The 22,743-nt window shown below is 71.1% G+C and carries 20 protein-coding genes; 11 read left to right on the top strand and 9 right to left on the bottom strand.

Annotated features, from left to right (window positions below; genetic code table 11):
- Window positions 1–49 precede the first annotated feature (49 nt).
- Window positions 50–679 (top strand): hypothetical protein, encoded by a 630-nt coding sequence (locus AC068D_RS22805; protein WP_478824879.1) that lies wholly within the window; start codon window positions 50–52, stop codon window positions 677–679.
- Window positions 680–950: 271 nt separating this feature from the next.
- Here the strand turns inward: AC068D_RS22805 and AC068D_RS22800 are convergent, their stop codons facing one another.
- A complete protein-coding gene (locus AC068D_RS22800; RefSeq protein WP_478825060.1) occupies window positions 951–1,847 on the bottom strand; it encodes an aminoglycoside phosphotransferase family protein in 897 nt (298 codons plus the stop codon).
- Between the two features lie 144 nt (window positions 1,848–1,991).
- On the opposite strand from AC068D_RS22800, the gene AC068D_RS22795 reads away from it, so the two are divergent.
- The 6 genes from AC068D_RS22795 (at window position 1,992) to AC068D_RS22770 (ending at window position 9,759) form a co-directional block, all read left to right on the top strand.
- A complete protein-coding gene (locus AC068D_RS22795; protein ID WP_478824878.1) occupies window positions 1,992–2,663 on the top strand; it encodes a HEAT repeat domain-containing protein in 672 nt (223 codons plus the stop codon).
- Window positions 2,664–2,668: 5 nt separating this feature from the next.
- Window positions 2,669–3,673: a MerR family transcriptional regulator gene (locus AC068D_RS22790; protein WP_478824877.1), complete on the top strand. Its 1,005-nt coding sequence runs from the start codon at window positions 2,669–2,671 to the stop codon at window positions 3,671–3,673.
- Window positions 3,674–3,816: 143 nt separating this feature from the next.
- Window positions 3,817–4,524 (top strand): DUF6215 domain-containing protein, encoded by a 708-nt coding sequence (locus tag AC068D_RS22785; RefSeq protein WP_478824876.1) that lies wholly within the window; start codon window positions 3,817–3,819, stop codon window positions 4,522–4,524.
- 635 nt (window positions 4,525–5,159) lie between these two features.
- A complete protein-coding gene (locus AC068D_RS22780; RefSeq protein WP_478824875.1) occupies window positions 5,160–6,542 on the top strand; it encodes an SMI1/KNR4 family protein in 1,383 nt (460 codons plus the stop codon).
- Window positions 6,543–6,969: 427 nt separating this feature from the next.
- The gene (locus AC068D_RS22775; protein ID WP_478824874.1) at window positions 6,970–8,337 is read left to right on the top strand and encodes a pyridoxal phosphate-dependent decarboxylase family protein; all 1,368 of its coding nucleotides are present in this window, start codon (window positions 6,970–6,972) and stop codon (window positions 8,335–8,337) included.
- Between the two features lie 426 nt (window positions 8,338–8,763).
- Entirely contained in the window at window positions 8,764–9,759 is a 996-nt protein-coding gene (locus AC068D_RS22770; protein WP_478824873.1) for a pyridoxal-phosphate dependent enzyme, read from the top strand.
- On the opposite strand, the gene AC068D_RS22765 is transcribed toward AC068D_RS22770, so the two are convergent.
- The 3 genes from AC068D_RS22765 to AC068D_RS22755 all read right to left on the bottom strand — a co-directional run bounded on the left by AC068D_RS22765 (window position 9,736) and on the right by AC068D_RS22755 (window position 12,304).
- Window positions 9,736–10,311 carry a histidine phosphatase family protein gene (locus AC068D_RS22765; protein ID WP_478824872.1) on the bottom strand — a complete coding sequence of 192 codons (576 nt, stop codon included), beginning with the start codon at window positions 10,309–10,311 and terminating at the stop codon, window positions 9,736–9,738. The two genes, AC068D_RS22770 and AC068D_RS22765, sit on opposite strands and share 24 nt — an antisense overlap.
- Window positions 10,312–10,373: 62 nt before the next feature.
- Window positions 10,374–10,814 carry a GNAT family N-acetyltransferase gene (locus tag AC068D_RS22760; protein WP_478824871.1) on the bottom strand — a complete coding sequence of 147 codons (441 nt, stop codon included), beginning with the start codon at window positions 10,812–10,814 and terminating at the stop codon, window positions 10,374–10,376.
- A 56-nt stretch (window positions 10,815–10,870) separates the two neighbouring features.
- Window positions 10,871–12,304 carry an aminotransferase-like domain-containing protein gene (locus AC068D_RS22755; RefSeq protein ID WP_478824870.1) on the bottom strand — a complete coding sequence of 478 codons (1,434 nt, stop codon included), beginning with the start codon at window positions 12,302–12,304 and terminating at the stop codon, window positions 10,871–10,873.
- Between AC068D_RS22755 and AC068D_RS22750 the strand changes: the two genes are divergently transcribed.
- Together AC068D_RS22750 and AC068D_RS22745 are read left to right on the top strand one after the other, a co-directional pair.
- Window positions 12,303–13,295 (top strand): DMT family transporter, encoded by a 993-nt coding sequence (locus AC068D_RS22750; protein ID WP_478824869.1) that lies wholly within the window; start codon window positions 12,303–12,305, stop codon window positions 13,293–13,295. The two genes, AC068D_RS22755 and AC068D_RS22750, sit on opposite strands and share 2 nt — an antisense overlap.
- 130 nt (window positions 13,296–13,425) lie before the next feature.
- Window positions 13,426–13,620 (top strand): DUF1918 domain-containing protein, encoded by a 195-nt coding sequence (locus tag AC068D_RS22745; protein WP_478824868.1) that lies wholly within the window; start codon window positions 13,426–13,428, stop codon window positions 13,618–13,620.
- On the opposite strand, the gene AC068D_RS22740 is transcribed toward AC068D_RS22745, so the two are convergent.
- Window positions 13,599–14,918, bottom strand: coding sequence for a glycoside hydrolase family 10-like protein (locus AC068D_RS22740; RefSeq protein WP_478824867.1), 1,320 nt, complete (start codon window positions 14,916–14,918; stop codon window positions 13,599–13,601). The genes AC068D_RS22745 and AC068D_RS22740 overlap by 22 nt on opposite strands.
- 191 nt (window positions 14,919–15,109) lie before the next feature.
- Here AC068D_RS22740 and AC068D_RS22735 point away from each other — a divergent pair, with 191 nt between their 5' ends.
- Together AC068D_RS22735 and AC068D_RS22730 are read left to right on the top strand one after the other, a co-directional pair.
- The gene (locus AC068D_RS22735; RefSeq protein ID WP_478825059.1) at window positions 15,110–15,970 is read left to right on the top strand and encodes a 3-hydroxybutyryl-CoA dehydrogenase; all 861 of its coding nucleotides are present in this window, start codon (window positions 15,110–15,112) and stop codon (window positions 15,968–15,970) included.
- Window positions 15,971–16,119: 149 nt separating this feature from the next.
- On the top strand, window positions 16,120–16,377 hold the full coding sequence (locus AC068D_RS22730) for a hypothetical protein (RefSeq protein WP_478824866.1): 258 nt from the start codon (window positions 16,120–16,122) through the stop codon (window positions 16,375–16,377).
- Window positions 16,378–16,382: 5 nt separating this feature from the next.
- Here the strand turns inward: AC068D_RS22730 and AC068D_RS22725 are convergent, their stop codons facing one another.
- From AC068D_RS22725 to pheS, 4 genes are all read right to left on the bottom strand, one after another.
- Window positions 16,383–16,913 (bottom strand): NUDIX hydrolase, encoded by a 531-nt coding sequence (locus AC068D_RS22725; RefSeq protein WP_478824865.1) that lies wholly within the window; start codon window positions 16,911–16,913, stop codon window positions 16,383–16,385.
- 51 nt (window positions 16,914–16,964) lie between these two features.
- Complete coding sequence (locus tag AC068D_RS22720) at window positions 16,965–18,305, bottom strand: transcriptional regulator (RefSeq protein ID WP_478824864.1); 1,341 nt, start codon at window positions 18,303–18,305, stop codon at window positions 16,965–16,967.
- 670 nt (window positions 18,306–18,975) lie between these two features.
- Window positions 18,976–21,507, bottom strand: coding sequence for a phenylalanine--tRNA ligase subunit beta (pheT, locus tag AC068D_RS22715; RefSeq protein WP_478824863.1), 2,532 nt, complete (start codon window positions 21,505–21,507; stop codon window positions 18,976–18,978).
- On the bottom strand, window positions 21,507–22,631 hold the full coding sequence (gene pheS, locus AC068D_RS22710) for a phenylalanine--tRNA ligase subunit alpha (protein ID WP_478824862.1): 1,125 nt from the start codon (window positions 22,629–22,631) through the stop codon (window positions 21,507–21,509). The genes pheT and pheS overlap by 1 nt, the downstream gene beginning before the upstream one ends.
- Window positions 22,632–22,743 lie beyond the last annotated feature (112 nt).

Below are 22,743 nucleotides of genomic sequence, written 5' to 3'. Positions count from 1 at the left end.
GAGTACGCGTACTCACGTGCAGGGGGCGGCTTGATCACAGACTTGGCGCATGAGACGAACCCCGGCCCTGACCAGTACGGTTGCCCGCTCCCCGCGCCGCCCACGGCACACGCTCGCGATAACAGCTCTTGCCGCTCTGGCGCTCGCCGCCTGCGGCACCGAGAAGACGAGCACCGGCGGACGGCAAAGCAAGCCCGCTGACACCGCCGAGGCCCGGCCCAGCCTCACGGAGATACTGGACGAGGTCGAGCAGTCGTGTCCTCCGAGCGCCCCGCCAGAGGCGCCGCCGACCGGTCCGGCGGTGACGCTGCCGCCCGGTGTGACACCGCCGAGCAACCCGATCGAGCCCGTCGCCCCCACGGCGGGACCGGAAGTGGAGTTGAACGCTCGCGACTGGTGCGCGAGCAACCTCCATGAGGAGCGCATCGTCCAGGCGCTCTGGGATCTGGTGGATCCCACCCCCGCCAAGGTCAGGACGATCCTGAACGACCTCGGCTACGTCGACGAACGCATCCACGACCTGAAGCAGTCGGGTGCGACCACACGGTTCTTCCTCGACCTGCGCGACAAGGGCGGACGGCTCTGTCTGGAGGGCTCGGCGGCCGGCGAGAAGACCGTCGTCGACAAATGTGCAGCCCCCGTGTCCGGCCCGTTCACGCCAGGAAAGCGGAATCAGTGACCACCAGCTTGGCGTGATCGAGCCCGGCGCCACAGTCACTCCACCTTCGGTGAGACGGATCTCCTGGTCATCAGTCTTCGGTGACAACGATCAATGTCCCGTCTCCGAGGATCCGGTCCCCGTCTCAGGTGATCTGGTCCGATTCGCTCGCGGTCTCGGGTGACCTGGGTGTCCGTTGGCAACGAACCTCGAGCGGGGCCGTTGAGGACTGAGCAACGTGAAAGGTCTGCCGGCCTCCTGAGGGCTGTCCCGTAATCCCCGGCGGGCGCCCTCAGAGTGATGCCAGAACACGGTCAAGCGCCGCCCGGCCCGCGGGTCCCCATGTCGGCTTGCCGCCTGGCAGGCCCCGCTCCCCGGCCCTGCCCACGAGGATGAGGAAAAGGCTCTTCGCGGCAGCCAACCCTCGTGCGCGCCGGATCATCGCCTTGTCCGCGTGTGCGTACGCGTCGAAGAACCGTGCAGCCGTCCCCGCGGGAAGGAGCACCCAGGCAGCCGCGAGATCGACCGCCGGGTCGCCGGCGCACATGTCACCGAAGTCGATCACGCCCGAGAGCGTCCTGTCCGAGACGACGACATTGGCTGGATGAAGGTCGCCGTGCAGCCATACGGGCGGGCCCTCCCAATCGGGAGCCGCAACGGCCTCGTCCCAGACGTCCCGGACATTCTGGAGGTCAGTGGCATCGCCTCCGGAGGCGACTTCTTCGAGTCCCTTTTCGAAACCGTCCGAGAGCGTTCTGAGGGGAACGCCGCGATCCTGACTGACCGGTGCATCTGCGGGCGCCTCCACATGGAGTGCCTTGAGGAAGCCCGCCAAAGTGTCGGCCGCGCTGTCGTGGCCGATGGGGTCACGGTCGGCTGGTTCGCCGGGAACCCATGTCGCAATGGTCCATGGCCGCGGGAAGCGTGTGGACGGTTCACCGATCCGCATGGGGGTCGGGACCGGAAGTGGCAGACGCGGGGCCAGGGCGGGCAGCCACCTGTGCTCGTTGCGCAGGAGGGACGGCGCACGCTCCGTGCGTGGCATGCGCACGGCCAACTCGTCTCCGAGACGCCACAGTTGGTTGTCCCAACCGCCGACCACCTCACGCAGGGCCAGCCCTGCAAGGTCCGGATGCTGCTCACGCACCAGAGAGCGCACCAAGTTCTCATTGATCTCGAAGCTGTCCATGATCTCACTCAACCATCGATGGCACGGGGCCGACTGTCGATGGCACAGGACGCAGCAGCAGGTGACTGGTGATCGCTGAGCAGGGCCCTGTTTGACCTTGACACGGTGACAGGGCTTTCACTGCTCGCCGAGGAGGTGGTCTCGATGACGATCACAACACAGGACACGGATGCGGTACGGGTGCTCCAGGCTCTGGAGGACGGCCGTCCGTCCGTGCGACTGCGGGCTGCTCTGGCGGTCGGCACGATGCCTGACCCGCGCTTCGTCGACAAGCTCGTCGAGCGATGCGCGATCGAGCCCGAGTTCTTCGTCCGCGACATGCTGACCTGGGCGCTCACCCGCCACCCGGCGTCCCTGACGCTTCCCGAACTGCTCCGCGAAGTCTGCTCGGAGCGTGCGCAGGGACGGAGCCAGGCGCTGCACACGCTGTCCAAGATCGGGGACCGGCAGGCGTGGCCGGCGATCACACGGGCGCTGCTGTCCGACGCCGACGACGAGGTGGCGCGGAGCGCCTGGCGGGCCGCGGTCGTGCTCGTGCCGGAAGGTGAGGAGTCAGCGTTGGCGACAGTGCTGGCGACGCAGCTCGGGCGCGGTGGGCGCCGGACGCAGCTGAGTCTCAGCCGGGCGCTGGTCGCGCTGGGTGAGGTGAGTGTGCCGGCTCTGCGTGCTGCGACGACGGCCTCCGACCCGCGCGTGTGCGCGCACGCGCTCGCCACACAACGGCTGCTGCGGGAGCCGGATGCCGGATTCGAGTTCGCGATCGAGGAGGCCAACCGCATCGTGGTTCTCGGCGGGTCCGGCCAGGAGGGACGATAGGACACGTGTTGATCGGTGAGGTGGCGCGACGGTCCGGGGTCAGCGCCCGCATGCTCCGGCACTACGAGTCGCTCGGTCTGGTGCGGCCTTCGGGTCGTACGGGCTCTGGATATCGGGAGTACGCCGAGGAGGACATCCGGCGCATCTTCCATATCGAGAGCCTGCGGTCGCTGGGGCTGTCGCTGCGTGAGATCGGGCGCGCGCTCGACGATCCCGGCTTCACGCCCTCGGCGCTCGTCGGCGACCTCATCCGTCAGACACGCGAACGCATCGCGGCCGAGACCGAGTTGCTCACGCGGCTGCGCCGAATCGATGCTTCGGACCCTGCCTGCTGGGAGGACGTCCTCCAGGTCGTTGCGCTCCTCCAGGCACTGGGGTCGAAGAGCGCCGACGCGCGCCAGCGCGCGGCTCTTTCCTCGGTCGACGAGGTTCCCGTGCCGGTGGAGGCCCTGGTCGAGGCGGTGTTGAGCGAGACGGAGCCGAACGTCGCCGGAGCCCTTCGATGGGCGCTGGCGCGATCGGGCGACGGCGGCCCGGCGCTGCTGGCGGAGGGCCTCGCCTCACCGGAGGCGGCGGTGCGGGAACGTGCCGTACGATCCCTCGCCGAGTTGCCCGGTGATGAGGCCGACGCGCAGCTGTGGGAGGCTCTCGCGAACCCCGACGTCGTCGTCCGCGGGTATGCGGCTCTGACGCTCGGGACACGTGGAGTGGCCGATGCGGTCCCGACGCTCATCGAGATGATCGTGGAGGGGAAGAACGACACCGATGCAGCCGATGCACTGAGCGTACTGGCGAGCGACGATGCGACGGCGGACCAGATCGCGACCGGACTCGTCGACCGCCTCGCCCACGACACCACTCAAGCTCCTGCACGCGGACGGCTGACCCAGGCGTTGGCGGGCATCCCGGGGACGACGGCCTCACGTGCCCTCGTGGAGCTGTCGCACGACGAGGACCGCGCCGTTGCGCTGACAGCGGCGTACCTGCTTCAGCTGCGCGACACGCGGTGACGGATCTCCCCCGGTGTGCCGCGTACGCGGCCCGCGCGGGGCGGAGGGGTCCCGGCGCGGTGACAATCAATCTCCTTGTCCGCCTGATGATCACGGGTTAAGGTCCCCGGGCACGTATCGGGGGATCACGGCAGGCGGGGGACATGGCAGACGATATCGACGCGCGCACGAAGGGCCCGAGCGCGTGGGGGCAGGCCGTCGCGGCCCTGGCAGTGGTGACGGCACTCGGTGCCGGTCTGTGGGCGCTCGGGGAGACGTCGTCCTCGCCCAGCGAACCGCGGCCTGCCACCTGCTCGGACGGGGAGCCCGAGAAGAAGCCGGGGAAGTCCGGAAAGGCCCCCCGGCAGGTCTCCGGGGCGCAGCTGTGCGAGGCGCTGCACCGTCCCGACCTCGCTGAGCTGCTGGGCACGCCGGAGGAGACTGCGAAGTCCGCCGTCGGCAGCGACGGCTCCTTCGAGCTTGCCAAGGGCAAGGAGATCGCCACTCCCTCGGCCCAGGTCGAGTTCGGGACCTACACCGTGACGCTGGCGGCCACCTACGACCGCAGCCCGGTGGCCGGCTTCTCCGGACCCATGGGCGACGGCGTGCAGCGGACGGTTCTGGGCCGCCCGGCGGCCCTCTACTCGGACCGCACCATCAGCATCAGCTTCCGCATCGACGGCAGCGACGCCAACAGTGGCCCCGGCGTCCCGGCCCGCGCCCTCACCATTGCCCAGGACACCAAGGACAGCGGCGGCTCCTTCGAGGTGACCCTGTGGCGCGCGGACGGCGTGGTGCCGGACGACACGGTGCTGCTCCGTGTCGCCGAGAAGGTGCTGCCCACGGTCCCGGGGTGGGCTGCCGGCAGGTGACCGCCTCCGGCATGCCGCCGGCATCCCGGCGCTCCATCGGGGTCGGACCGCCGAGGAGTCCGGCATGCCGCAGCCGGTCACTCCCCCGTGCCCCGGCGGAGGTCGACCGCCGTCCTCGGCCGGTCGGGCCGACCGGAGCGCCCCGTCACGGCGCTCGTGCCCGGGCGCCCCGGTCGGCGGGTCGGCCTCGGGGCCTCCGGAGGGATGAGGCAGCACACGACCACCGGTGTCAGCCGGCGCGACGGCAGCAGGCGCAGCCAGGCGCACGTTCCTTCTTGTGCGCTCGGCGGTGGGACTGTCAGTCGTGCCCGGCACGATGTGTCCATGAGCGACGACTTGGCCGTTCGCGAGGCACCGCGCCCCGCGCTCGCTCGGCCTCATCTGCTCCGCCCCGCAGGAGAGGCGGCTCGTCGACCGACCGTGTCCTCTGGCTCGCCACTGGCCCTCGGATCGTCACCGGAGCTTGCGGCGTTCATTCCCGGCGTGTTCGACCGGGCCGGCCCGGAGCGTCCGGGATGAGCGCTTCGGTCCCGGGGAGCGCGTGAAGTCGGCCCTCCCGGTGACCTTCCGTCATATCCCCCGTAACGACACCCCACTCCCCCCTGCTTCTCTCCGAAAACGCCTGGAGGCCGTCCTTGCCCTCGATGCACGACTTCGCGACCTGGGAGCCCGTGCTGCGGCTCCTGCGGGCCGCCAACGCGGAGAGCCTCGCCGCTCCGGGCCGCCACGTGGCAGGGCGCATCGGCCTGCACGGATGGAGTCTGCCCCTGCGGCGACGGCTGCCGTCACCCGGACGAGCCGCCCGGATCGAGGACATGCAGGACGAGTTCGACGCGGTGGAACGGGTGCGGAGCGCGCTCGCGGACACCGGCGCCGACGACATCTCGTTCACGGCGGAGATCTCACCGAGCGGGAGGACCGTGCTCCATCTGATCGGTCCCAGCCCCGCCGTGGAGCCCGGCATCGGCAATCCGTACCCGGGTTCGCTCATCCTGGTCGAGGACTCCGTCCCCGAACCTTGGCGCCGCGTTCCCCTTCCGATGCCCGGGGCGGCGCCGGCCCCGACGGCGGATCCGGCGCTGCTGGAACGGAGGCTCCGGAAGCGGCTCCCCGATGCCATCGGCGCCACCGAGGCGGAGATCACCGCCACGGAGGAGCGCCTCGGCGTCGCACTGCCCGAAGAACTCAAGGTGCTCTACCGGGTGACGCGGGCGCGGTGGCAGGACTGGGGCGACGACCACGAGCGAGCGGAGCGCGTCTTCGGAGCGGTCGGCTGCGAGCTCTTCCCCCTGGACGGCCTGTACATCGCCGACGCGCCGTCCCGCCCGTCCCGATGGGAGTTCGCGGCGATGGCCGCGGTCGTCACCCCGCCCGACGCCGCGGTGCAGGGGCTGGTCGGCTCACCCGGCTGGATCGCCTTCGGCGACAACGGCGGCGGCGACCGGATCGCGGTCGACCTGACACCCGGCCCGCGGGGGCACACCGGGCAGATCATCATCCTCAGCCATGAGGAGGGCATCGGCGCCGATCTGGTCGCCGACTCCCTCACCGATCTGGTGATGAACCGACGCAGCCGAGGACGTGGCGTCCGTCGTGAGGACGAGCCGCCGGTCGTGGCCAGGGTCAACATCCGGAGCCTGAGCAGTGTCCAGGCCGCCGCCCACCCCGCGCTGGAGGTCCTGTCCATCGGCGTGTGGGAGGGTGCGCCGCTCAGCCTCGCTCCCGTCATCGGTCTGCCCCTCCTGCGGACCCTCACCGCCTACCCCGGTACCCTCGCCGACCCGCTGGAGATCGCCGAGCTGACCGGGCTGGAATTCCTGGAACTCGGCACCGAGGACTGGCGCGTCCTCCTCGACGCCGGTGCCGTACCGCGCAGCCTGTCGGCGGCCTCCATCGAGGTGCGCGGCAACCCGCACCCGCTCCGGATCGTGGCGCTCGCCGACGAACTCCTCGCGCTCCGGGGCCGCCCCCCGATCCCCCGGACCGTCCTGGAGGGCGGGCTCGGCCCCCTGCCGTAGTCGGGCGATGGTGACCCACGGATTCGCAGCCTTGACCGGGTCCGCATCGACGAAGCCGTCGCGGTCTGCGACATGCCTCCCGGAACCGGGCAGGTCCGCCTCCTGGGCGCCGGGGTCGGCCGGACGGACCGGCGCGGTGCCCGGCCACAGCCGTGTGGGGCCGAGCGCTGTGGTCGGCGGGCTTCGCCGACCACAGCGACGCCCGGAGCCTGACCCGCGGCTCTGCGGCAGTTGCGTGGCGGGGCCGAAAGCCGACTGCTTGGGAGTCGCCTTCACCGCGGCGATCCGGTGTCGGGGGCGGACGGCACGCAGGGGCCCACCCCGGATCCGTGACCCGTCCCTCACTCATCGCTTGGGCCGCCGGGTGGAGAGCGCATGGAAGTGACCGTGTTTGCGTGGCGGCGGTGACTGCCCCATAGTCCGAGGTATGGACGCGCGCGAGACGGCGCTCCGAGAGGCATACGCCCATGCCGTCCGCTGGCTGGCGAGTCTGTCGGAACGCCGGGTTCCCGCCCGCGCTTCGGTCGACGAGATCGTGCGCGCGCTCGGTGTCGAACTGCCCGACGGTCCGAGCCCTCCCGCCGAGGTCGTCGACCTGCTGGTCACGGCCTGTGAACCGGGGCTCACCGCGTTTCCCAGCGGCCGCTTCTACGGGTTCGTGGTCGGTGGCACCGAACCGGCTGCGCTGGCCACGGACTGGCTGGTCAGCGCCTGGGACCAGAACTGCGTGATGCGCGCGGCCTCGCCCGCGTACACGGCCGTGGAAGACATCGCGAGCGGGTGGCTGCTCGATCTGCTCGGGCTGCCGAGCGACTGTGCCGTCGGCTTCACCACAGGCGCGACGATGGCGAACTTCACCTGTCTCGCCGCCGGGCGCGACGAGGTGCTGCGGCGCGCAGGCTGGGACGTCGCCCGCGACGGACTCGCAGGTGGCCCGGCTGTGCGCGTCATCTGCGGCGAGGACCGCCACATGGCCATTGACCTCGCGCTTCGCTACCTCGGGCTGGGCGGACCCGAACCGGTGAAGGCGGATGACCAGGGACGTATCGAGCCCGCGGCCCTGCGGCGCGCCCTGGCGACCGGTGGGCAGAGCCCCACGATCGTGATCCTCCAGGCCGGAGACATCCACTCCGGCGCCTTCGATCCCTTCGCCGAGACGGTCCGCGCCGCTCGCGAGGCAGACGCCTGGGTGCACATCGACGGCGCCTTCGGACTGTGGGCGGCGGCCTCCCCGGCGTACGCACATCTGACGGCGGGCAGCTCGGATGCCGACTCATGGGCAACGGATGCCCACAAGACCCTGAACGTCCCCTACGACTGCGGCCTCGCCATCGTGCGCGACCCGTTCGCGGTCCGGGCAGCGATGGGCCTGCGCGGCGACTACCTCATCCAGGACGAACAGGGCGACCCCGTCGACAAGGTCCCCGAGCTCTCGCGGCGCGGCAGAGCCTTCACCGTGTGGGCGGCACTCAGGTCCCTCGGCCGATCGGGTGTGGCCGGCCTCGTCGAGCGGTTGTGCCGGCACGCCTCGGCGTTCGCCGCCGGCATAGCCCGGATCGACGGCGCGACAGTCCTCAACGAGGTGGTGTTCACCCAGGTCTGCGCCGAGTTCGGCGACGACGAACGCACGGAACGAGTACTCACACGGCTGCTCGACGACGGCACGGCGTGGATCAGCGGCTCCACCTGGCGCGGCCGTCGCGTCATGCGGATCTCGGTGAGCAACTGGTCGACGACCGACGACGATGTGACGCGCGCGCTCGACGCGATCCGGCGCGCATCCGTCGGCGCCTGACCAGAGCCGAACAGGCGGGCGCACGGCGACATCGAACAGGGCGCACAGACCTACGACCGTATGACCGAGCCCGCCGACTTGGACGTCCACACCGGCTCGGCACGGACGGGGACCCCTCGGCTGACGCACCCTCGCCCCTACGGGCGGCACACACCGGGGGGCGCCGCCCGTCGCTCACACGGCAGCGGTGCCGTCGACCGGCCCGCCCGTCGACGGCACCAGAGGTCCGGCACCGCCCGGCGGTCGCCCTGTGGGGTCGACCGCGAGTGCCGTGGGGCCGTCACCCTGCATCCGGCCGAACCGCCGCCCCCGGCCGTGCCCCGGGCGGGATGTCACCCCGCGCGGTGTCCGCCGAGCCGGGGTGTCCTCCGTGTCGCGCGCCCCGTCTGCCCGGGCTGCCAGGTGCCCGGCGGGATCATGGGTCGCATGGTGCGGGTGGACAGCGGCGACTGGGCAGCGGAAGCGGTACGAGAACTGTGCGCGGACGCGCGCCCGACACCGCTGCTCCTGCAGCCCGGGGCGGCCGGACGGTTCGGAGAGCTCTGGATCAAGGATGAGTCCGCGCACCCGTCGGGCACGCTCAAGCATCGCCTCGTCCGGGCGTTGCTGTGCGAGGCGGTCCTGGACGGTGCGGTGCGCGAGGGCATGCCGGTGGTGATGGGGACGGGCGGGCCCGCGGCCGTTGCGGGTGCGTACTGCGCGCGTCGCGCCGGGGTGCCGTTCATCGCGCTCGTACCGGCCAAGACTCCCCCGGCGGTCAGGGATTCGGTGGAGCGGCACGGCGGGCGATGGCGCATCGCCTCGGTCCCCGCGGACATCCAGGACGAGGCACGCGGGCTGGCGGCGCGAGTCGGCGGGCACTTCCTCGACCACTTCACCGACTCGGAGCGCGCGATCGGGCGCTGCCCGCTGCCCGATCTCGCGGAGGAGCTGTACGGGCAGCTGGCGGCGGCGAGGGCATCGGATCCGGCGTGGCTGGTGGCGGGGCTGGGAACAGGCACGACGACGGCGACGCTCGGGCGGCATGCGCGCGGACGGGGTGGCCCGGGTGCGCGGGTGGCGGGCGTGGACGCCGAGAACTCCGCGTACTTCCCGGCCTGGGCGAGTGGCTGCGACACCTACACGACCGGGCTGCCCTCCCCCATCCCCGGCATCGGGCGGCCGCGTACCGAGGCGGCCTTCCGGCCCGAACTGCTGGACCTCGTCATTCCCGTGACCGAGGACGCGGCCGCGGACGGGCTGCGCTGGCTGCGCACGGAGGCGGCGTACGCGAACGGGCCGGGGCTGGCGACGGGCGCCGTCGGCTGGGCCGTACGCCATCTGATGACGCGGATGAGAGAGTCGGGGACGTCGGGGAGCGTGGTGATGGTGATCGGGGAACGCGCCGGCCGCCGCTGCTCAGCCGCCGGTTTCCAGGCGTAGGCTCCAGCAGCCCGACCTGCCGGTCAGCACCACGGTGGACAGCGGACGAACGTCGACATTCCAGTACGTCGACGGCGGGGCCTTCAGCGCATAGACGAGCGCGGCCCGTACGACCGCGGGTTCGGCGACGGCAAGGACCGAACTGCCGTCGTCCGCCGGGCGGGTGTCGAGCCAGCCGCCTATCCGCGAGATGAACCCCAGCAGCGGCTCCCCGCCATGCGGCGCGGAGCGGGGATCGGCGAGCCATGCGTCGACCGCGGCCGGCTCCACGGCCGCCACCTCGGCCAGGGTGTGACCACGCCACCGGCCCATGTCGCAGTCGCTCAGCGCAGGCTGGGCCATCGGAGCGAAGCCGAGCGCATCGGCTGTGGCCCGGCTGCGGGCGGTCGGCGAGCAGTAGCGCAGCTCGGCCGCGCCCAGGGGTACGAGCGCGTGCGCGGCGAGCTGCACCTCGTGCCAGCCGGCCTGGTCCAGCGGCCGGTCGTCGTCGAAGCGCTCGGCCAGCCGGGAGGCGCAGCGCGCCGCGGTGACGAGGGTGACCCGAACACTCATGGCGGGATCGTGGTGCCGTGGGCGCCCCAGGTCAAGAGGGGTTACTGACCGTTAACGGGAGTTCACTCAAGACCGAGGCTCATCCATTTCCCCGGCTCCCTGAGCGGCATGAATCCGGCCTTCTCGTAGACGCCGTGGGCACCCTCGGTGGCCAGCAGGATCCGGCGGAGCCCGAGCGGAGCCAGCTGGTCCCGGACGGCTTCGACCAGGGCGGTGCCCACACCGTTGCCGCGGGCAGACTTGTCGACATAGACGTCGCACAGCCACGCGAACGTACAGTGATCGGTGACAACCCGGGCGTAGGCGACCAGCTCACCCGAAACCCTGTCGTAGGCCCCGAAGTTGAGCGAGCCCGCGATAGCCCGGTCCTGTTTCTCGCGGCTGCGGCCGAGGGCCCAGTACGCATCGGTGGAGAGCCAGTGGTGGATCCGGGCAAGGTCGAGGCGCGCCGGGTCGGCGGAGATCTCGTACGCACCGGAGGTGATCGTCGCGTCATCGTTCATCAGCGCACTTTCGCAGCAACGGAGCGGACTGTCAGCGACGTGCGCCACGCACGGCGTCATGGGATTTCGTCGCAGGCGGTGCGCAGGCGACGGACGCCTTCCGCGATCTCCCCCGTTCCCGCGACGCCGGCGAAGCTCAACCGGACGTGCCCGGCGGGGGGTTCGGCACTGAAGTAGGGGCGGCCGGGTGCGACGGCCACGCCCGCACGGAGGGCGGCGGAGACGAGGGCGGACTCGTCGGTGCCGTCGGGGAGGCGCAGCCAGAGGTGGTAGCCGCCGGACGGGACGTGGGCCAGGGCGAGTTGGGGGAGGACACCTTGCACGGCTGCGACCATGGCGTTGCGACGGTCCTTCAACTCCCCCGCGACTGCACGCAGGTGACGACTCCAGGCCGGAGCACCGACCAGCTCCAGGGCAGCCTCCTGAAGGGGGCGCGGCACGAAGAAGTTGTCCACGACATGGATGGCACGCAGTCGCTCCAGGACGGGTCCGCGTGCGATGAGCGCGCCCACGCGCAGGCTCGGCGAAGTGACCTTCGTCAGCGAGCAGACGTGCACCACGACCCCGTCGGGGTCCTCCGCTGCGAGCGGGGGCGGCAGCGGGCCGGCGCCGTCGTGGACGAGCCGGCGGGCGAAGTCGTCCTCGACGACGAACGCACCGGCGGTGTGGGCGATGCGCAGCACTTCGGCGCGGCGGGCGGGGGCGAGCACGGCGCCGGTGGGGTTCTGGAAGAGCGGCTGGGTGACGAAGACCCGGGCGCCGGTGGCGGCGAAGGCGGCGGCGAGGAGGTCGGGGCGTACGCCCTGCGGGTCGGCGGGCACCGGGACCGGTCGCAGCCCCGATGCACGGGCGATGGCCAGCATGCCCGGATACGTGGGTGATTCGACGAGCACGGGTGCGCCGGGCGGGGCGAGCGCACGCAGTGCGGTGGTGAGGGCGGACTGACCGCCCGCGGTGACCAGCACATCGGCCGCCGTGACACCGGCACCGATGCCGCGGGCGAACCACTCGCGCAGTTCGGGCAGTCCGTCCACGGGGGGCCGGCCCCATGCGCCGGGACGACGGCCCGCCCTGGCCAGCGCGGCGGCCAGGGCCTGCTCGGGCTGGAGTGACGGGTGCAGATAGCCGCCGTTGAACTCGACGACACCGGGCGGCGGCGCGGCGAGGGTGACGAGCACGCCCGACGCATCCACCGCCCTCGGCACCAGCTCGGTCGCCGCGTCCGCACTGAGGGCGACCTCCTGCCATGAGGTGTCGCCCGGAGGGGGTGCGGCCGCACGGGGCCGGGCTCGGAATGCACCGGAGCCGGGCCGGGTGACGACGAGCCCCTCGGCGACGAGCTGGGCAAGGGCACGGGACACGGTGACCGGAGAGACGCGATAGCGATCGACGATGGCGCGGCTCGACGGCAGCTTCTCACCTACTGAGTAGCGGTCAAGCTCCTGTTTGAGCTTTCTTGCCAGTTCACCGACGCTGCTACGCTCTTGCATGACGGAACAGAATAGCGCTATTCCTTCCCCTCCGATAGCGGTGGGTGGCAGCGCCCCGACACCGGCCGGTGGCTCCGCCGCGACCGGTGCCCCCATCCCCGCCGGGCACGGGGCAGCGACCCACGGCCCGGCCGCAGCGCGCGGCGGCACACTGCTCGCCTCACTCGGAGTCGTCGCCTTCTCGCTCACGTTCCCCTCCACCGTCTGGGGTCTGGAATCCTTTGGCCCCTGGTCGCTCGTGTGTCTGCGGAGCGTTCTCGCGTCCGTCGTCGCCGGCGGTTTCCTTCTCGTCCTCCGCGTGCCGTTCCCGGATCGGCGGCACCGGCTCTCCCTGGCGGTCGTCGCCGGAGGCGTGGTCGTGGGTTTCCCCCTGCTGACGACCCTGGCGCTGCAGTCCACGACCTCCTCGCACGCCGCCGTGGTCGTCGGCCTGCTCCCGCTCACCACCGCCGTCTTCGCGGCCGTGCGCACGGGACGGCGCCCCTCCCGGACCTTCTGGGCCTCCGCCCTCACCGGTGCAGCGGTGGTCATCGCCTTCACGCTGGGGCAGAGCGGTGGTGCGCTCTCCACCGGGGACTTCTATCTGTTCGGTGCCCTGTTGGTGTGCGCTGCGGGCTACACGGAGGGTGGGCGGCTGGCCCGGCTGATGCCGGGCTGGCAGGTGGTCGGCTGGGCGCTGGTCCTGTGTCTGCCGTTCGCCCTGGCGGGCTCCGTGGTCACGCTGATGGCCGAACCCGTACGGCTGACCGTCCACGGCATTGCGGGCCTGGTCTGGGTGGCCGCCGGATCGACGTTCTTCGGGCTGTACGTCTGGTACCGCGGCATGGCGTCGATCGGTATCGCCAAGGCCAGTCAGCTCCAGCTCGCCCAGCCGCTGCTGACCCTGGTCTGGTCGGTTCTCCTGCTCTCCGAACAGCTCTCCCCGGCGGCCCCGGCCGCCGCCGTCGCCGTACTCGTCTGCATCGCCGTCACCCAGCGGGCGAGCGCCTGAGCGCCCGCCCGCGATCCGGCCGGGCACACCGTCGCCCGCGCCCGGCACCCGTCCGGAGAGTGATGCACATCACGCCCCGGGACGTAGACTCAGGGGTACCGACCGCGCCCCTTCAAGGAGGTCACTCCCGATGCAAGCGAGTGTGGGCGACCAGCTGCTCGTGCACGGCCGGATCGTCGGTCAGCACGACCGTGTCGCCGAAGTCGTCGAGGTACTGGGCGACAACGGCACACCCCCGTACCGCGTCCGCTTCCAGGACGGCCACGAGTGCCTGATGTCGCCAGGCCCTGACTCCGTCGTACGTCACCCCCAGGAAAACGCCTGAACCAGGCGCTCACGCGGTGACCGGACCCGGGTCGGGTAGTGATCGGCCACCACGGTGTCCATCGCCCCGATCCGGTCCACGACGACCTCCTTCGCCGAGAAGAAGCAGTGCCCGCGCACGTTCGGGTACCTCCCCGCCAGCGTGAGGTGCCGCGACAGCTCGTCCGGGTCCTGCCAGGCCCGTGGCTGGGCAGGGTCTCCCGCCTTGTAGAGCGCTTCGCCGATGTAGAGGTCGACGCCGGTTCCCTGCACCACCCGGTCCCACCACGGCACCAGCCGGGCGTAGTCCGCCGCGGCCATGCCGATGTGCCAGTAGAGCTGCGGCACGATGTAGTCGATCCAGCCCTCGCGCACCCACGTGCGCGTGTCGGCGTACAGATCGTCGTAGGTCTCCACTCCCGCTGCCGTGTCGGAGCCGCGCGGGTCGGTGGCGCGGTTGCGCCAGACTCCGAAGGGGCTGATGCCGAAGCGCACTCCGGCGCGGGTTCTCCTGATCCGCTCCGCCGTCTCGCGCACGAGCCGGTCGATGTTGTCACGGCGCCAGGCCGCCCTGCTGGGGAAGGCCGCGCCGTATCTCCGGTACGCGTCTGTGTCGTCGAACGTCTCCCCGCTCACGGGGTACGGATAGAAGTAGTCGTCCCAGTGGACGGCATCGACGTCGTAGCGTGCGACCGCGTCGAGCATCGCGTCCTGGACGAAGGCCCTGACCTCCGGCAGCCCCGGGTTGTAGTAGAGCTTTCCGCCGTACGCGACCACCCATGCGGGGTTCCGTCGCGCCGGGTGGTTCCTCGACAGCCGCGTCGGGTCGGTGTGGGTGGCGACGCGATACGGATTGAACCAGGCGTGCAGCTCCAGTCCCCGGGCGTGGGCCTCCCGCACGGCGGTGCCCAGCGGGTCCCAGCCCGGGTCACGCCCCTGCACGCCGGTGAGCCACTGCGACCAGGGCTCGTACGGTGAGGGCCACAGGGCGTCGGCGGCCGGACGGACCTGGAAGACGACGGTGTTGAGCCGCCGGGCGACTGCCGTGTCGAGGTGGGCCAGAAGTTCGGCTCGCTGCCTGTCCGCACCGAGCCCGGCCCTCGATGGCCAGTCGCGATTGGTCACCGTGGCCAGCCACATTCCGCGGAAGCCCCGGGTGTTCCGCCGAAGGACCGTACCTGCCGGGCGTGCCGAGGCCTCTTCCGCCGGCCCGTCCCCGACAGCCGTGGCGGCCACGGCGGTGGCCGTGTCCCCCGCCATGCCCAGCGCGGTGAGCGCACCGGCCCTGGTGACGAACCCTCTCCGGGTGAACTGCCTCATGAACCGACCCTTCGCTGCACCGTGTCCACGTCTTCACTCACTGTCATCACACAGCATGCAGCCCCGGCCCTCCGAGCACACGTACCGGCGGAGTAACGTCGTGGGGTCGAGGCGGGCGCCGGAACCATACGGGGGACCTGCCGCACTGAAGACCAGTGAAGATCAGCGAAAGGCACGATGTGACCGAGACTGTGGCCGACGTATCCCGTGTCGGAGTGGTGGGCTGTGGCCAGATGGGTGCCGGTATCGCCGAGGTCTGCGCCCGCAGCGGACTCGAGGTCAAGGTCGCCGAGACCACCGGTGAGGCCTTGGAGATCGGCCGTACGCGTCTGTACAACTCCCTCGCCAAGGCCGCCGAACGCGGCAAGATCACCGAGGAGGAGCGGGACGCGACGCTGGACCGGCTGAGCTTCACGACGGATCTCGGGGAGTTCGCCGACCGGGATCTCGTCATCGAGGCCGTCGTCGAGAACGAGCAGGTGAAGACCGAGATCTTCCAGGTGCTCGACCAGGTGGTGACCCGCCCGGACGCGATCCTCGCATCGAACACGTCCTCCATCCCGCTGGTGAAGCTGGCGGTCGCGACCTCCCGTCCCGATCAGGTCATCGGCGTCCACTTCTTCAATCCCGCTCCTGTGCAGAAGCTCGTCGAGCTGATCCCGGCCCTGACGACGTCCGAGGAGACGATCAAGCGCTCGGAGGCCGTGGTCCAGCAGGTGCTGGACAAGCACGCGATCCGGGCCCAGGACCGCTCGGGCTTCGTGGTGAACGCGCTCCTCATCCCGTATCTGCTGTCAGCGATCCGGATGTTCGAGTCGGGCATCGCGAGCCGCGAGGACATCGACAACGGCATGGAGCTGGGCTGTGCCCACCCCATGGGCCCGCTGAAGCTGTCGGACCTGATCGGTCTGGACACGGTCGCGTCGGTCGCCGACTCGATGTACACCGAGTTCAAGGAGCCGCTGTACGCCGCGCCGCCGCTGCTGCAGCGCATGGTCGACGCGGGGCGGCTGGGACGCAAGACGGGGTCGGGCTTCTACCCGTACTCCTGAGCCCCCATGGGCGCGGGTGTTTCGCACGGGGTGTGCGGAGCGTGTCCGCATATGCCGTGCGCACACGCTCCCCTGCTTCGACCAGGGCGGGTTGACTCGGGACCGCGAGTTCGAGGGACAAGCGGACAACCGCCCGGGAGGAGCAATCCGTGAGGACCGACCCCGATCACTTAGCCGCCGTCGAGGAGTTCGCCGAGCTGCGCCGCTCTCTCGACGTCGGCCTGGCCCGGATCGACGGGCATCTCGCCCTGCTCGCCCAGCGCCATGACCGGATCGACCGGGATCTCGATGATCTCTCCGCACGGGTCGTGGCGCTCGAGCACACCAAATGGCCGCTGCCCGCCGTCGCCGCGCTCACCGCGCTGGGTGCCCTGGTGGTGGCGGTCTGGCAGGCGGTCGGCGGCTGACCGGCTCAGCCGAGCCGCAGATGGTGCAGCATCAGCAGCCCGGCCGCCATGCCGGCGGCCGGGACCTCGCCGCGGGCGATCATGTCGGGAACCAGCTTCAGGGGTATCCACTCGCGGCGCGAGGACTCGAAGTCGTCCTGGGGATGGCCCGTGTACGTCGCCCCCTGGGACCAGTAGAGATGGTGACGGGCGTCGGTGAGCCCGTTGGACGGCTCGACGGTCAGCAGATGCCGGAGGGGGCCCGGCCGCCAGCCGGTCTCCTCCTCCATCTCCCGGGCCGCGGCCGTCTCGATGTCCTCGCCGTCCTCGACGACGCCGGCAGCGAGCTCCCAGCCCCAGCTGTCGGTGATGAAGCGGTGCCGCCAGAGCATCAGCACCTCGTTGGCCTCGTTCACGGCGGTCGCGACGGCAACCGGGCGGAGACGGATGAGGAAATGGTCCAGATGCCGGCCGTCGGGCAGTTCCACGTCCGCGAGGTTGACCTTGAACCAACGGTTTTCATAGACGCTTTGTTCGCTTAATTTCATCCACTGCACTCTTCTGCCACCTTCCGACAAGTAGATGGCAATATCGCAGCAGGAGCATGCTCACAGGGGAACGCGCAGGGCTCCATCGATGAGTTCGGCCGCCTCGGCGGCACCCGGAGAGCCGCTCGCCACGAGGTGCCGGCGCACCTCCCGAAGCCGGTCCCTCAGCCGCTGGGACTCCATGCCCCGTGCCCACTCGGCCATCTCCGTCGCGGTCCGCGCTGCCAGGTCGGCCTCGCCCTGACGGAGCTCGATCCGGCTGAGCACGGCCAGTCGGTGGACGCGGCCCCGGTCGTGCGCCGGTGTCGCGGCGGCCGCAGCGGCGTGCTCATGGGCCGCGGTCAGATCACCGAGGCTCAGCAGTGCCTCCGCGACCTGCACGTTCACCAGACCCGGCTGCACATAGCCCGTCTCGTCCGGCTCGTGGCCCGGGTGGATCCGCTCCGCCTCCGCCTCGGCGCGCCGGATGCAGCCGAGCGCACCGCTGCCGTCGCCGAGATGGGCGTACGCCTTCGCCTGCATCGCATGCAGATCGGCCGCCAGCGCCGGGGTGATCTGCCGCCCGGCGGTCCGCAGTGCCGCTTCCGCGAAGGCCACCGCCTGCCGGTACTCCCCCATGAACAACGACTGGTTGACCAACAGCGCGATCACATAGGCACCGAGGCCCCGGTCACCACTGGCCTTGGCCAGACGCAACCCCTGGTGGAAGTAGCGCTGGGCCAGTCCGTGCGCGTCCGAGTCGTAGGCGCAGATGCCCGCGACAGCCACAAGTCCACCGGTGGCCCGGTGCAATTGGCGGCCGAGGGCATCGCTGTAGGCACCCCGGAGCAGTGGAGCGGTCCCGGAGTTGAGGAAGCCGACGATGCGGGAGCGGGTGGCGATGCCGCCGGCCTTCCGGTACATGAGCTCGTAGTGGGCACGGGCGGCGCGGAGCATCACGATGTCGGCCATGCCGACCCGGGTCCGGCCGTTGCGGGAGACGTCCGCGTCCTCGGGTGGGTTCTCCCACTCCCAGACGGGCATCACCGCCGGAGTGCCGGTGACCGCCTGCGCACCGATGATGTGGGGGCGTTGCTGCTCGTCGGAGCGCCACAGGGCGGTGGCGCGCTCGACGAATCCGGAGAGCGGCGAGCCGTGCTGGGCTGCGGCCTCCCCAGGGACGCCGAGGCCGATGTCGTCGAGGGTGACCGCCCGGCGAAGCCGGGCCGCAAGCACCTCGCAGATCAGATCGGGCACCTGGCCGCGTGGTCGCTGGCCCTTCAACCAGCGGGCCACGGCGGTGTGTTCGTATCTGAGGGCCAGACCTCTCACGCGGCCCGCCTGATTCACATGGGCGGCGAGGCCGGCATGGGAGATGCCCGCCTCATCGAGCAGGGCGTCGAGCAGGGTATTGGGCTGCATACGGCCCTCCGTTGGCTCGGTGCGGCCCAGCGTAGTGGAGCGGGCTTCGCACGGGGTGTGAAACGAGTGCATATATCCGTGCCGCACACGCTCTGCCGCCGTGCCTTCTGTCCCTGTTGACTGAATTGCCTCTCAAGGAGGCGGCCGGGCCGTCGGCTCCCCCTCATACAGTGCGGCGGCCCGCACCCGCGTCGCCCGTCCTGCTGATCTGCCCGACACTCCGCGGCAGGACGGGCGGCGCCGGCCGCGAACAGCCCTTGCCGAACGCGATGGGAGGGTTCGGAGCGGGTTCGGCGCAGCCCTGTGCTGCGGACTGCGCCGGAACCCGTACGCCCCTCGTGGGAGGCGCCCCTCAGTGTCCTTCCCGCGGCGTCGCACGGGACGGAATCGCACCTCCACCAACGGCCCCGGACCGGCACGGTCTTCCTCGATCACCGGACGTGCCGGAACATGGCAGCGCCCACCACGTCCCGGCAAGGCACGCAGGCACGCAGGCACGCAGGCACGCAGGCACGCAGGCACGCAGGCACGCAGGCACGCAGGCACGCAGGCACGCAGGCACAGGAGACTCCCGTGCGTCCACCCGGAGTTCCCTGCATCCTGCACGGAGTGCGCGAAGGGGGCGCACCCGGAATCCTCCGGGTGCGCCCCCTTAGTAACGCCGCGGCGGTCAGGCGCCGCGCAGCACCGCGCCCACCCGCTCCGCGGCGAGTGCGATCGCGGCGTCGCGGGCAGCCGATGCCTCGTCGACGGTCAGCGTGCGGTCGGCGGCGCGGAAGCGCAGCGCGTACGCCAGTGACTTCTTGCCCTCGCCGATCTGCTCGCCGGTGAAGACGTCGAACAGCCGGATGGACTCCAGCAGCTCGCCCGCGCCGTCCCGCAGCACCTGCTCGACCTCGGCGGAGGCGACGTCCGCCGGGACGACGAGCGCGACGTCCTGCGTGGCCACGGGGAAGGTGGAGATCCTGGGCGCCCGGAGGGTGCCCAGGCCGGCCTGCTCCAGCAGGTCCAGCTCGATCTCCATGGCGCAGGTGCGCTCCGGCAGCCCGAGCGCCTTGATGACGCGAGGATGCAGCTCACCGGCGTGGCCGACGAGGGTCTCCTCGCCGTCGACGGTGGCATGGAGCGCAGCACATCGGCCGGGATGCCACGGCGCATGCTGGTCGGCGCGGACAACGAGCTCGACACCGGCCTCACGGGCGACCGTGCGGGCTGACTCGATCGCGTCGGCCCAGTCGGCCGGACGACCCTCGCCCCACCAGCCGGCCACTTCCCGGGCACCTGCCATGACGGTCGCGGCTCGGCGCGGCTGGCGCGGCAGCACACCGTTCAGCAGGGCGATCTCCTCGTCCGTGGGACGGCGGTCCACGGACAGCCCCTCCGGGAGGGCCGTCTCCTCGCCGGTCGGCCGGAAGACCAGTCCGGTCTCGAAGAGGGCGAGATCGTGTGCGCCGCGGCCGACGTTGCGGCGCAGGGCGGCGAGCAGACCGGGCAGCAGCGTGGTGCGCAGCGCCGGCTCCTCGTCCGAGATCGGGTTGACCAGCTTGACGACGACACGCCTCGGGTCCCCGGCCTCCAGGCCGAGCTGGTCGAACACACCCTCGCCGATGAACGGGTAGTTCAGCGCCTCGACGAAGCCGGCACCGGCCAGCGCCCGGCCGACACGGCGATGCAGCCGCTGGCGATGGGTGAGTCCGCGGCCGGACGGCGGTGTGGGCAGCGAGGACGGGAGCTCCTCGTAGCCCTCGAGCCTGATGACCTCTTCCGCCAGGTCGTTCGGCTCGTGCAGGTCGGGACGCCACGACGGGACGGTGACCACCAGCTCGTCCTGTCCGTAGACGTCGCAGCCGACCTCCTGAAGGCGGCGGACCACGATCTCACGGCCGTACTCGACGCCGGCGACCCGGTCGGGGTGGTCGGCACGCATCGTGATCGTGCGCGGCGCGGACGGCGCGACGACCTCGGTGACGCCGGCCTCCGCCGTCCCGCCCGCGAGCAGTACCAGCAGGTCCACCGTGCGCTGCGCGGCAGCGGCGGCGGCCTGCGGGTCAACACCGCGCTCGAAGCGCCTGGACGCCTCGGAGGACAGCTTGTGCCGACGTGCGGTGCGGGCGATGGAGACGGGATCGAAGTGCGCGGCCTCGATGACGACCTCGGTGGTGCCACGGACCTCGCCGGTCTCCGGGTCGGTGACCGCATCGGCGATCTCGGTGTTGGCACCGCCCATCACACCTGCGAGACCGATCGGCCCGCGGTCGTCGGTGATGACCAGGTCCTCGGCGTCGAGAACGCGCTTGGCCCCGTCGAGCGTCGTGAACTTCTCGCCCGGCTCGGCACGGCGCACTCCGATCGGCCCGTCGAGACGGGTCCGGTCGTAGGCGTGGAGCGGCTGGCCGAGCTCCAGCATCACGTAGTTGGTGATGTCGACGGCGAGCGAGATCGGGCGCATCCCGGCCTTCTGCAGCCGACGCTGCATCCAGATCGGCGAGCGGGCCTCGGGGTCGAGGCCGACGACGGTGCGCGCGGTGAACCGGTCACAGCCGTCCGGGTCGGCGACCTGGACGCCGTATCCGAACGAGTTCGGCGCGGGAACGTCGAGCAGCGCGGGATCGCGCAGCGGCAGGCCGTAGGCGGTGGCCGTCTCGCGGGCGACTCCGCGCATCGACAGGCAGTAGCCGCGGTCGGGAGTGACGGCGATGTCCAGGACCTCGTCGAACAGCTCCAGCAACTCGGTGGCGTCGACGCCGACCTCGATCTCCGGCGGAAGCACGATGATGCCGTGCGAGCCGTCGTCGCCCAGGCCGAGCTCGTCACCCGAGCAGATCATGCCGCGGGACACCCGGCCGTAGGTCTTGCGCTCGGCGATCCGGAAGTCTCCGGGCAGCACCGCGCCGGGCAGCGCCACGACGACCTTGTCGCCCACGGCGAAGTTCCGGGCGCCACAGATGATCTCCTGGGGCTCACCGGTGCTGTTGGCCTGGCCGACGTCGACGGTGCAGAAGCGGATCGGCTTCTTGAACTCGGTCAGTTCCTCGATGGTGAGCACCTGGCCCACGACGAGGGGGCCGGTGAGGCCGGCGCCGAGCTGCTCGACGGTCTCGACCTCGAGACCGGCGGCGATGAGCTTGGTCTGTACGTCACGGCCGGTCTCCGTCGCCGGCAGGTCGACGTACTCCCGCAGCCATGAAAGCGGGACCCGCATCAGATCTCCATCCCGAAGGGCCGGGTGAACCGGACGTCACCCTCGACCATGTCTCGCATGTCTTCGACGTTGTGGCGGAACATCAGCATTCGTTCGATGCCGAACCCGAAGGCGAATCCGCTGTACTTCTCCGGGTCGACTCCGCAGGCGACGAGCACCTTCGGGTTGACCATTCCGCAGCCGCCGAGCTCGATCCAGCCCTCGCTGGAGCAGGTGCGGCAGGGCCGGTCCGGGTTGCCGACGGACTCCCCGCGGCACACGTAGCAGACCATGTCCATCTCGGCCGAAGGCTCGGTGAACGGGAAGAAGTTCGGCCGGAGCCTGGTCTTCATGCCCTCGCCACCGAAGAGCGCCTGGACCATGTGGTCGAGGGTGCCCTTGAGGTCGGCCATGGTCAGGCCCTCGTCGACGGCGAGCAGCTCGACCTGGTGGAACACCGGGGTGTGCGTGGCGTCGAGATCGTCCGTGCGGTAGACGCGGCCGGGACAGATCACATACAGGGGCGGCTCGCGGTCCAGCATCGAGCGGACCTGCACGGGCGAGGTGTGCGTGCGCAGCACGACTCCGGAGCTCTGGCCTCCTCCGGGGGCCTGCACGAAGAAGGTGTCGTGCTCCCCCCGGGCGGGGTGGTCCGCCGCGATGTTCAGCGCGTCGAAGTTCAGCCATTCGGACTCGACCTCGGGGCCTTCGGCGACTTCGTACCCCATCGCCGTGAAGATGTCCTCGATGCGCTCCGAGAGCGTGGTCAGCGGGTGCCGGGCACCCGCCGGGGTGCGGTCGTGGGGCAGCGTGACGTCCACCGCCTCCTCGACCAGCACACGGGCGTCGCGCTCCGCCTCGAGTTCGGCCTGGCGCGCGGCCAGGGCCTTGTTCACCGCGCCCCGGGCCTGCCCGACACGCTTGCCGGCCTCGGCCTTGGCGTGCGGCGGCAGTGCGCCGATCTCACGGTTGGCGAGGGCGAGCGGCGAGGCGGGACCGGTCTGGGCGATCTTCGCCTCATGGAGCGCGTCGAGGTCACCTGCGGCGGCGAAGGCGGCGAGCGCCTCGTCCCGCATGCGCTCGATCTCTTCCGGTTTCAGTGCCTCGACCTCGACAGGGTCGTACGACTTATTGGGTGCCGACATGTCTTCCCGTGCTTCCGATGGGGTGGCTGGAGCCCCCGCTCGACGACCGAGGACGCAAAGGTGCCAAAGGTCGAGTCTAACGGGGCGAGGTATACGAGAGAGCCCGTGGTCC

The sequence above is a fragment of the Streptomyces sp. NPDC043861 genome (genome assembly GCF_056435905.1).
The sequence above is the reverse complement of the archived record's forward strand: the minus strand, read 5'-3'. Positions and strand labels throughout refer to the sequence as shown.

Coding starts and splice junctions, on each gene's coding strand:
- AC068D_RS22745 (WP_478824868.1), top strand. CDS start 13,426: ATGCAAGCGAGTGTGGGCGACCAGCTGCTCGTGCACGGCCGGATCGTC.
- AC068D_RS22750 (WP_478824869.1), top strand. CDS start 12,303: ATGACGGAACAGAATAGCGCTATTCCTTCCCCTCCGATAGCGGTGGGT.
- pheT (WP_478824863.1), bottom strand. CDS start 21,507: ATGCGGGTCCCGCTTTCATGGCTGCGGGAGTACGTCGACCTGCCGGCG.
- AC068D_RS22740 (WP_478824867.1), bottom strand. CDS start 14,918: ATGAGGCAGTTCACCCGGAGAGGGTTCGTCACCAGGGCCGGTGCGCTC.
- AC068D_RS22760 (WP_478824871.1), bottom strand. CDS start 10,814: ATGAACGATGACGCGACGATCACCTCCGGTGCGTACGAGATCTCCGCC.
- AC068D_RS22720 (WP_478824864.1), bottom strand. CDS start 18,305: ATGCAGCCCAATACCCTGCTCGACGCCCTGCTCGATGAGGCGGGCATC.
- AC068D_RS22795 (WP_478824878.1), top strand. CDS start 1,992: ATGACGATCACAACACAGGACACGGATGCGGTACGGGTGCTCCAGGCT.
- AC068D_RS22785 (WP_478824876.1), top strand. CDS start 3,817: ATGGCAGACGATATCGACGCGCGCACGAAGGGCCCGAGCGCGTGGGGG.
- AC068D_RS22805 (WP_478824879.1), top strand. CDS start 50: ATGAGACGAACCCCGGCCCTGACCAGTACGGTTGCCCGCTCCCCGCGC.
- AC068D_RS22775 (WP_478824874.1), top strand. CDS start 6,970: ATGGACGCGCGCGAGACGGCGCTCCGAGAGGCATACGCCCATGCCGTC.
- AC068D_RS22800 (WP_478825060.1), bottom strand. CDS start 1,847: ATGGACAGCTTCGAGATCAATGAGAACTTGGTGCGCTCTCTGGTGCGT.
- AC068D_RS22755 (WP_478824870.1), bottom strand. CDS start 12,304: ATGCAAGAGCGTAGCAGCGTCGGTGAACTGGCAAGAAAGCTCAAACAG.
- AC068D_RS22765 (WP_478824872.1), bottom strand. CDS start 10,311: ATGAGTGTTCGGGTCACCCTCGTCACCGCGGCGCGCTGCGCCTCCCGG.
- pheS (WP_478824862.1), bottom strand. CDS start 22,631: ATGTCGGCACCCAATAAGTCGTACGACCCTGTCGAGGTCGAGGCACTG.
- AC068D_RS22770 (WP_478824873.1), top strand. CDS start 8,764: ATGGTGCGGGTGGACAGCGGCGACTGGGCAGCGGAAGCGGTACGAGAA.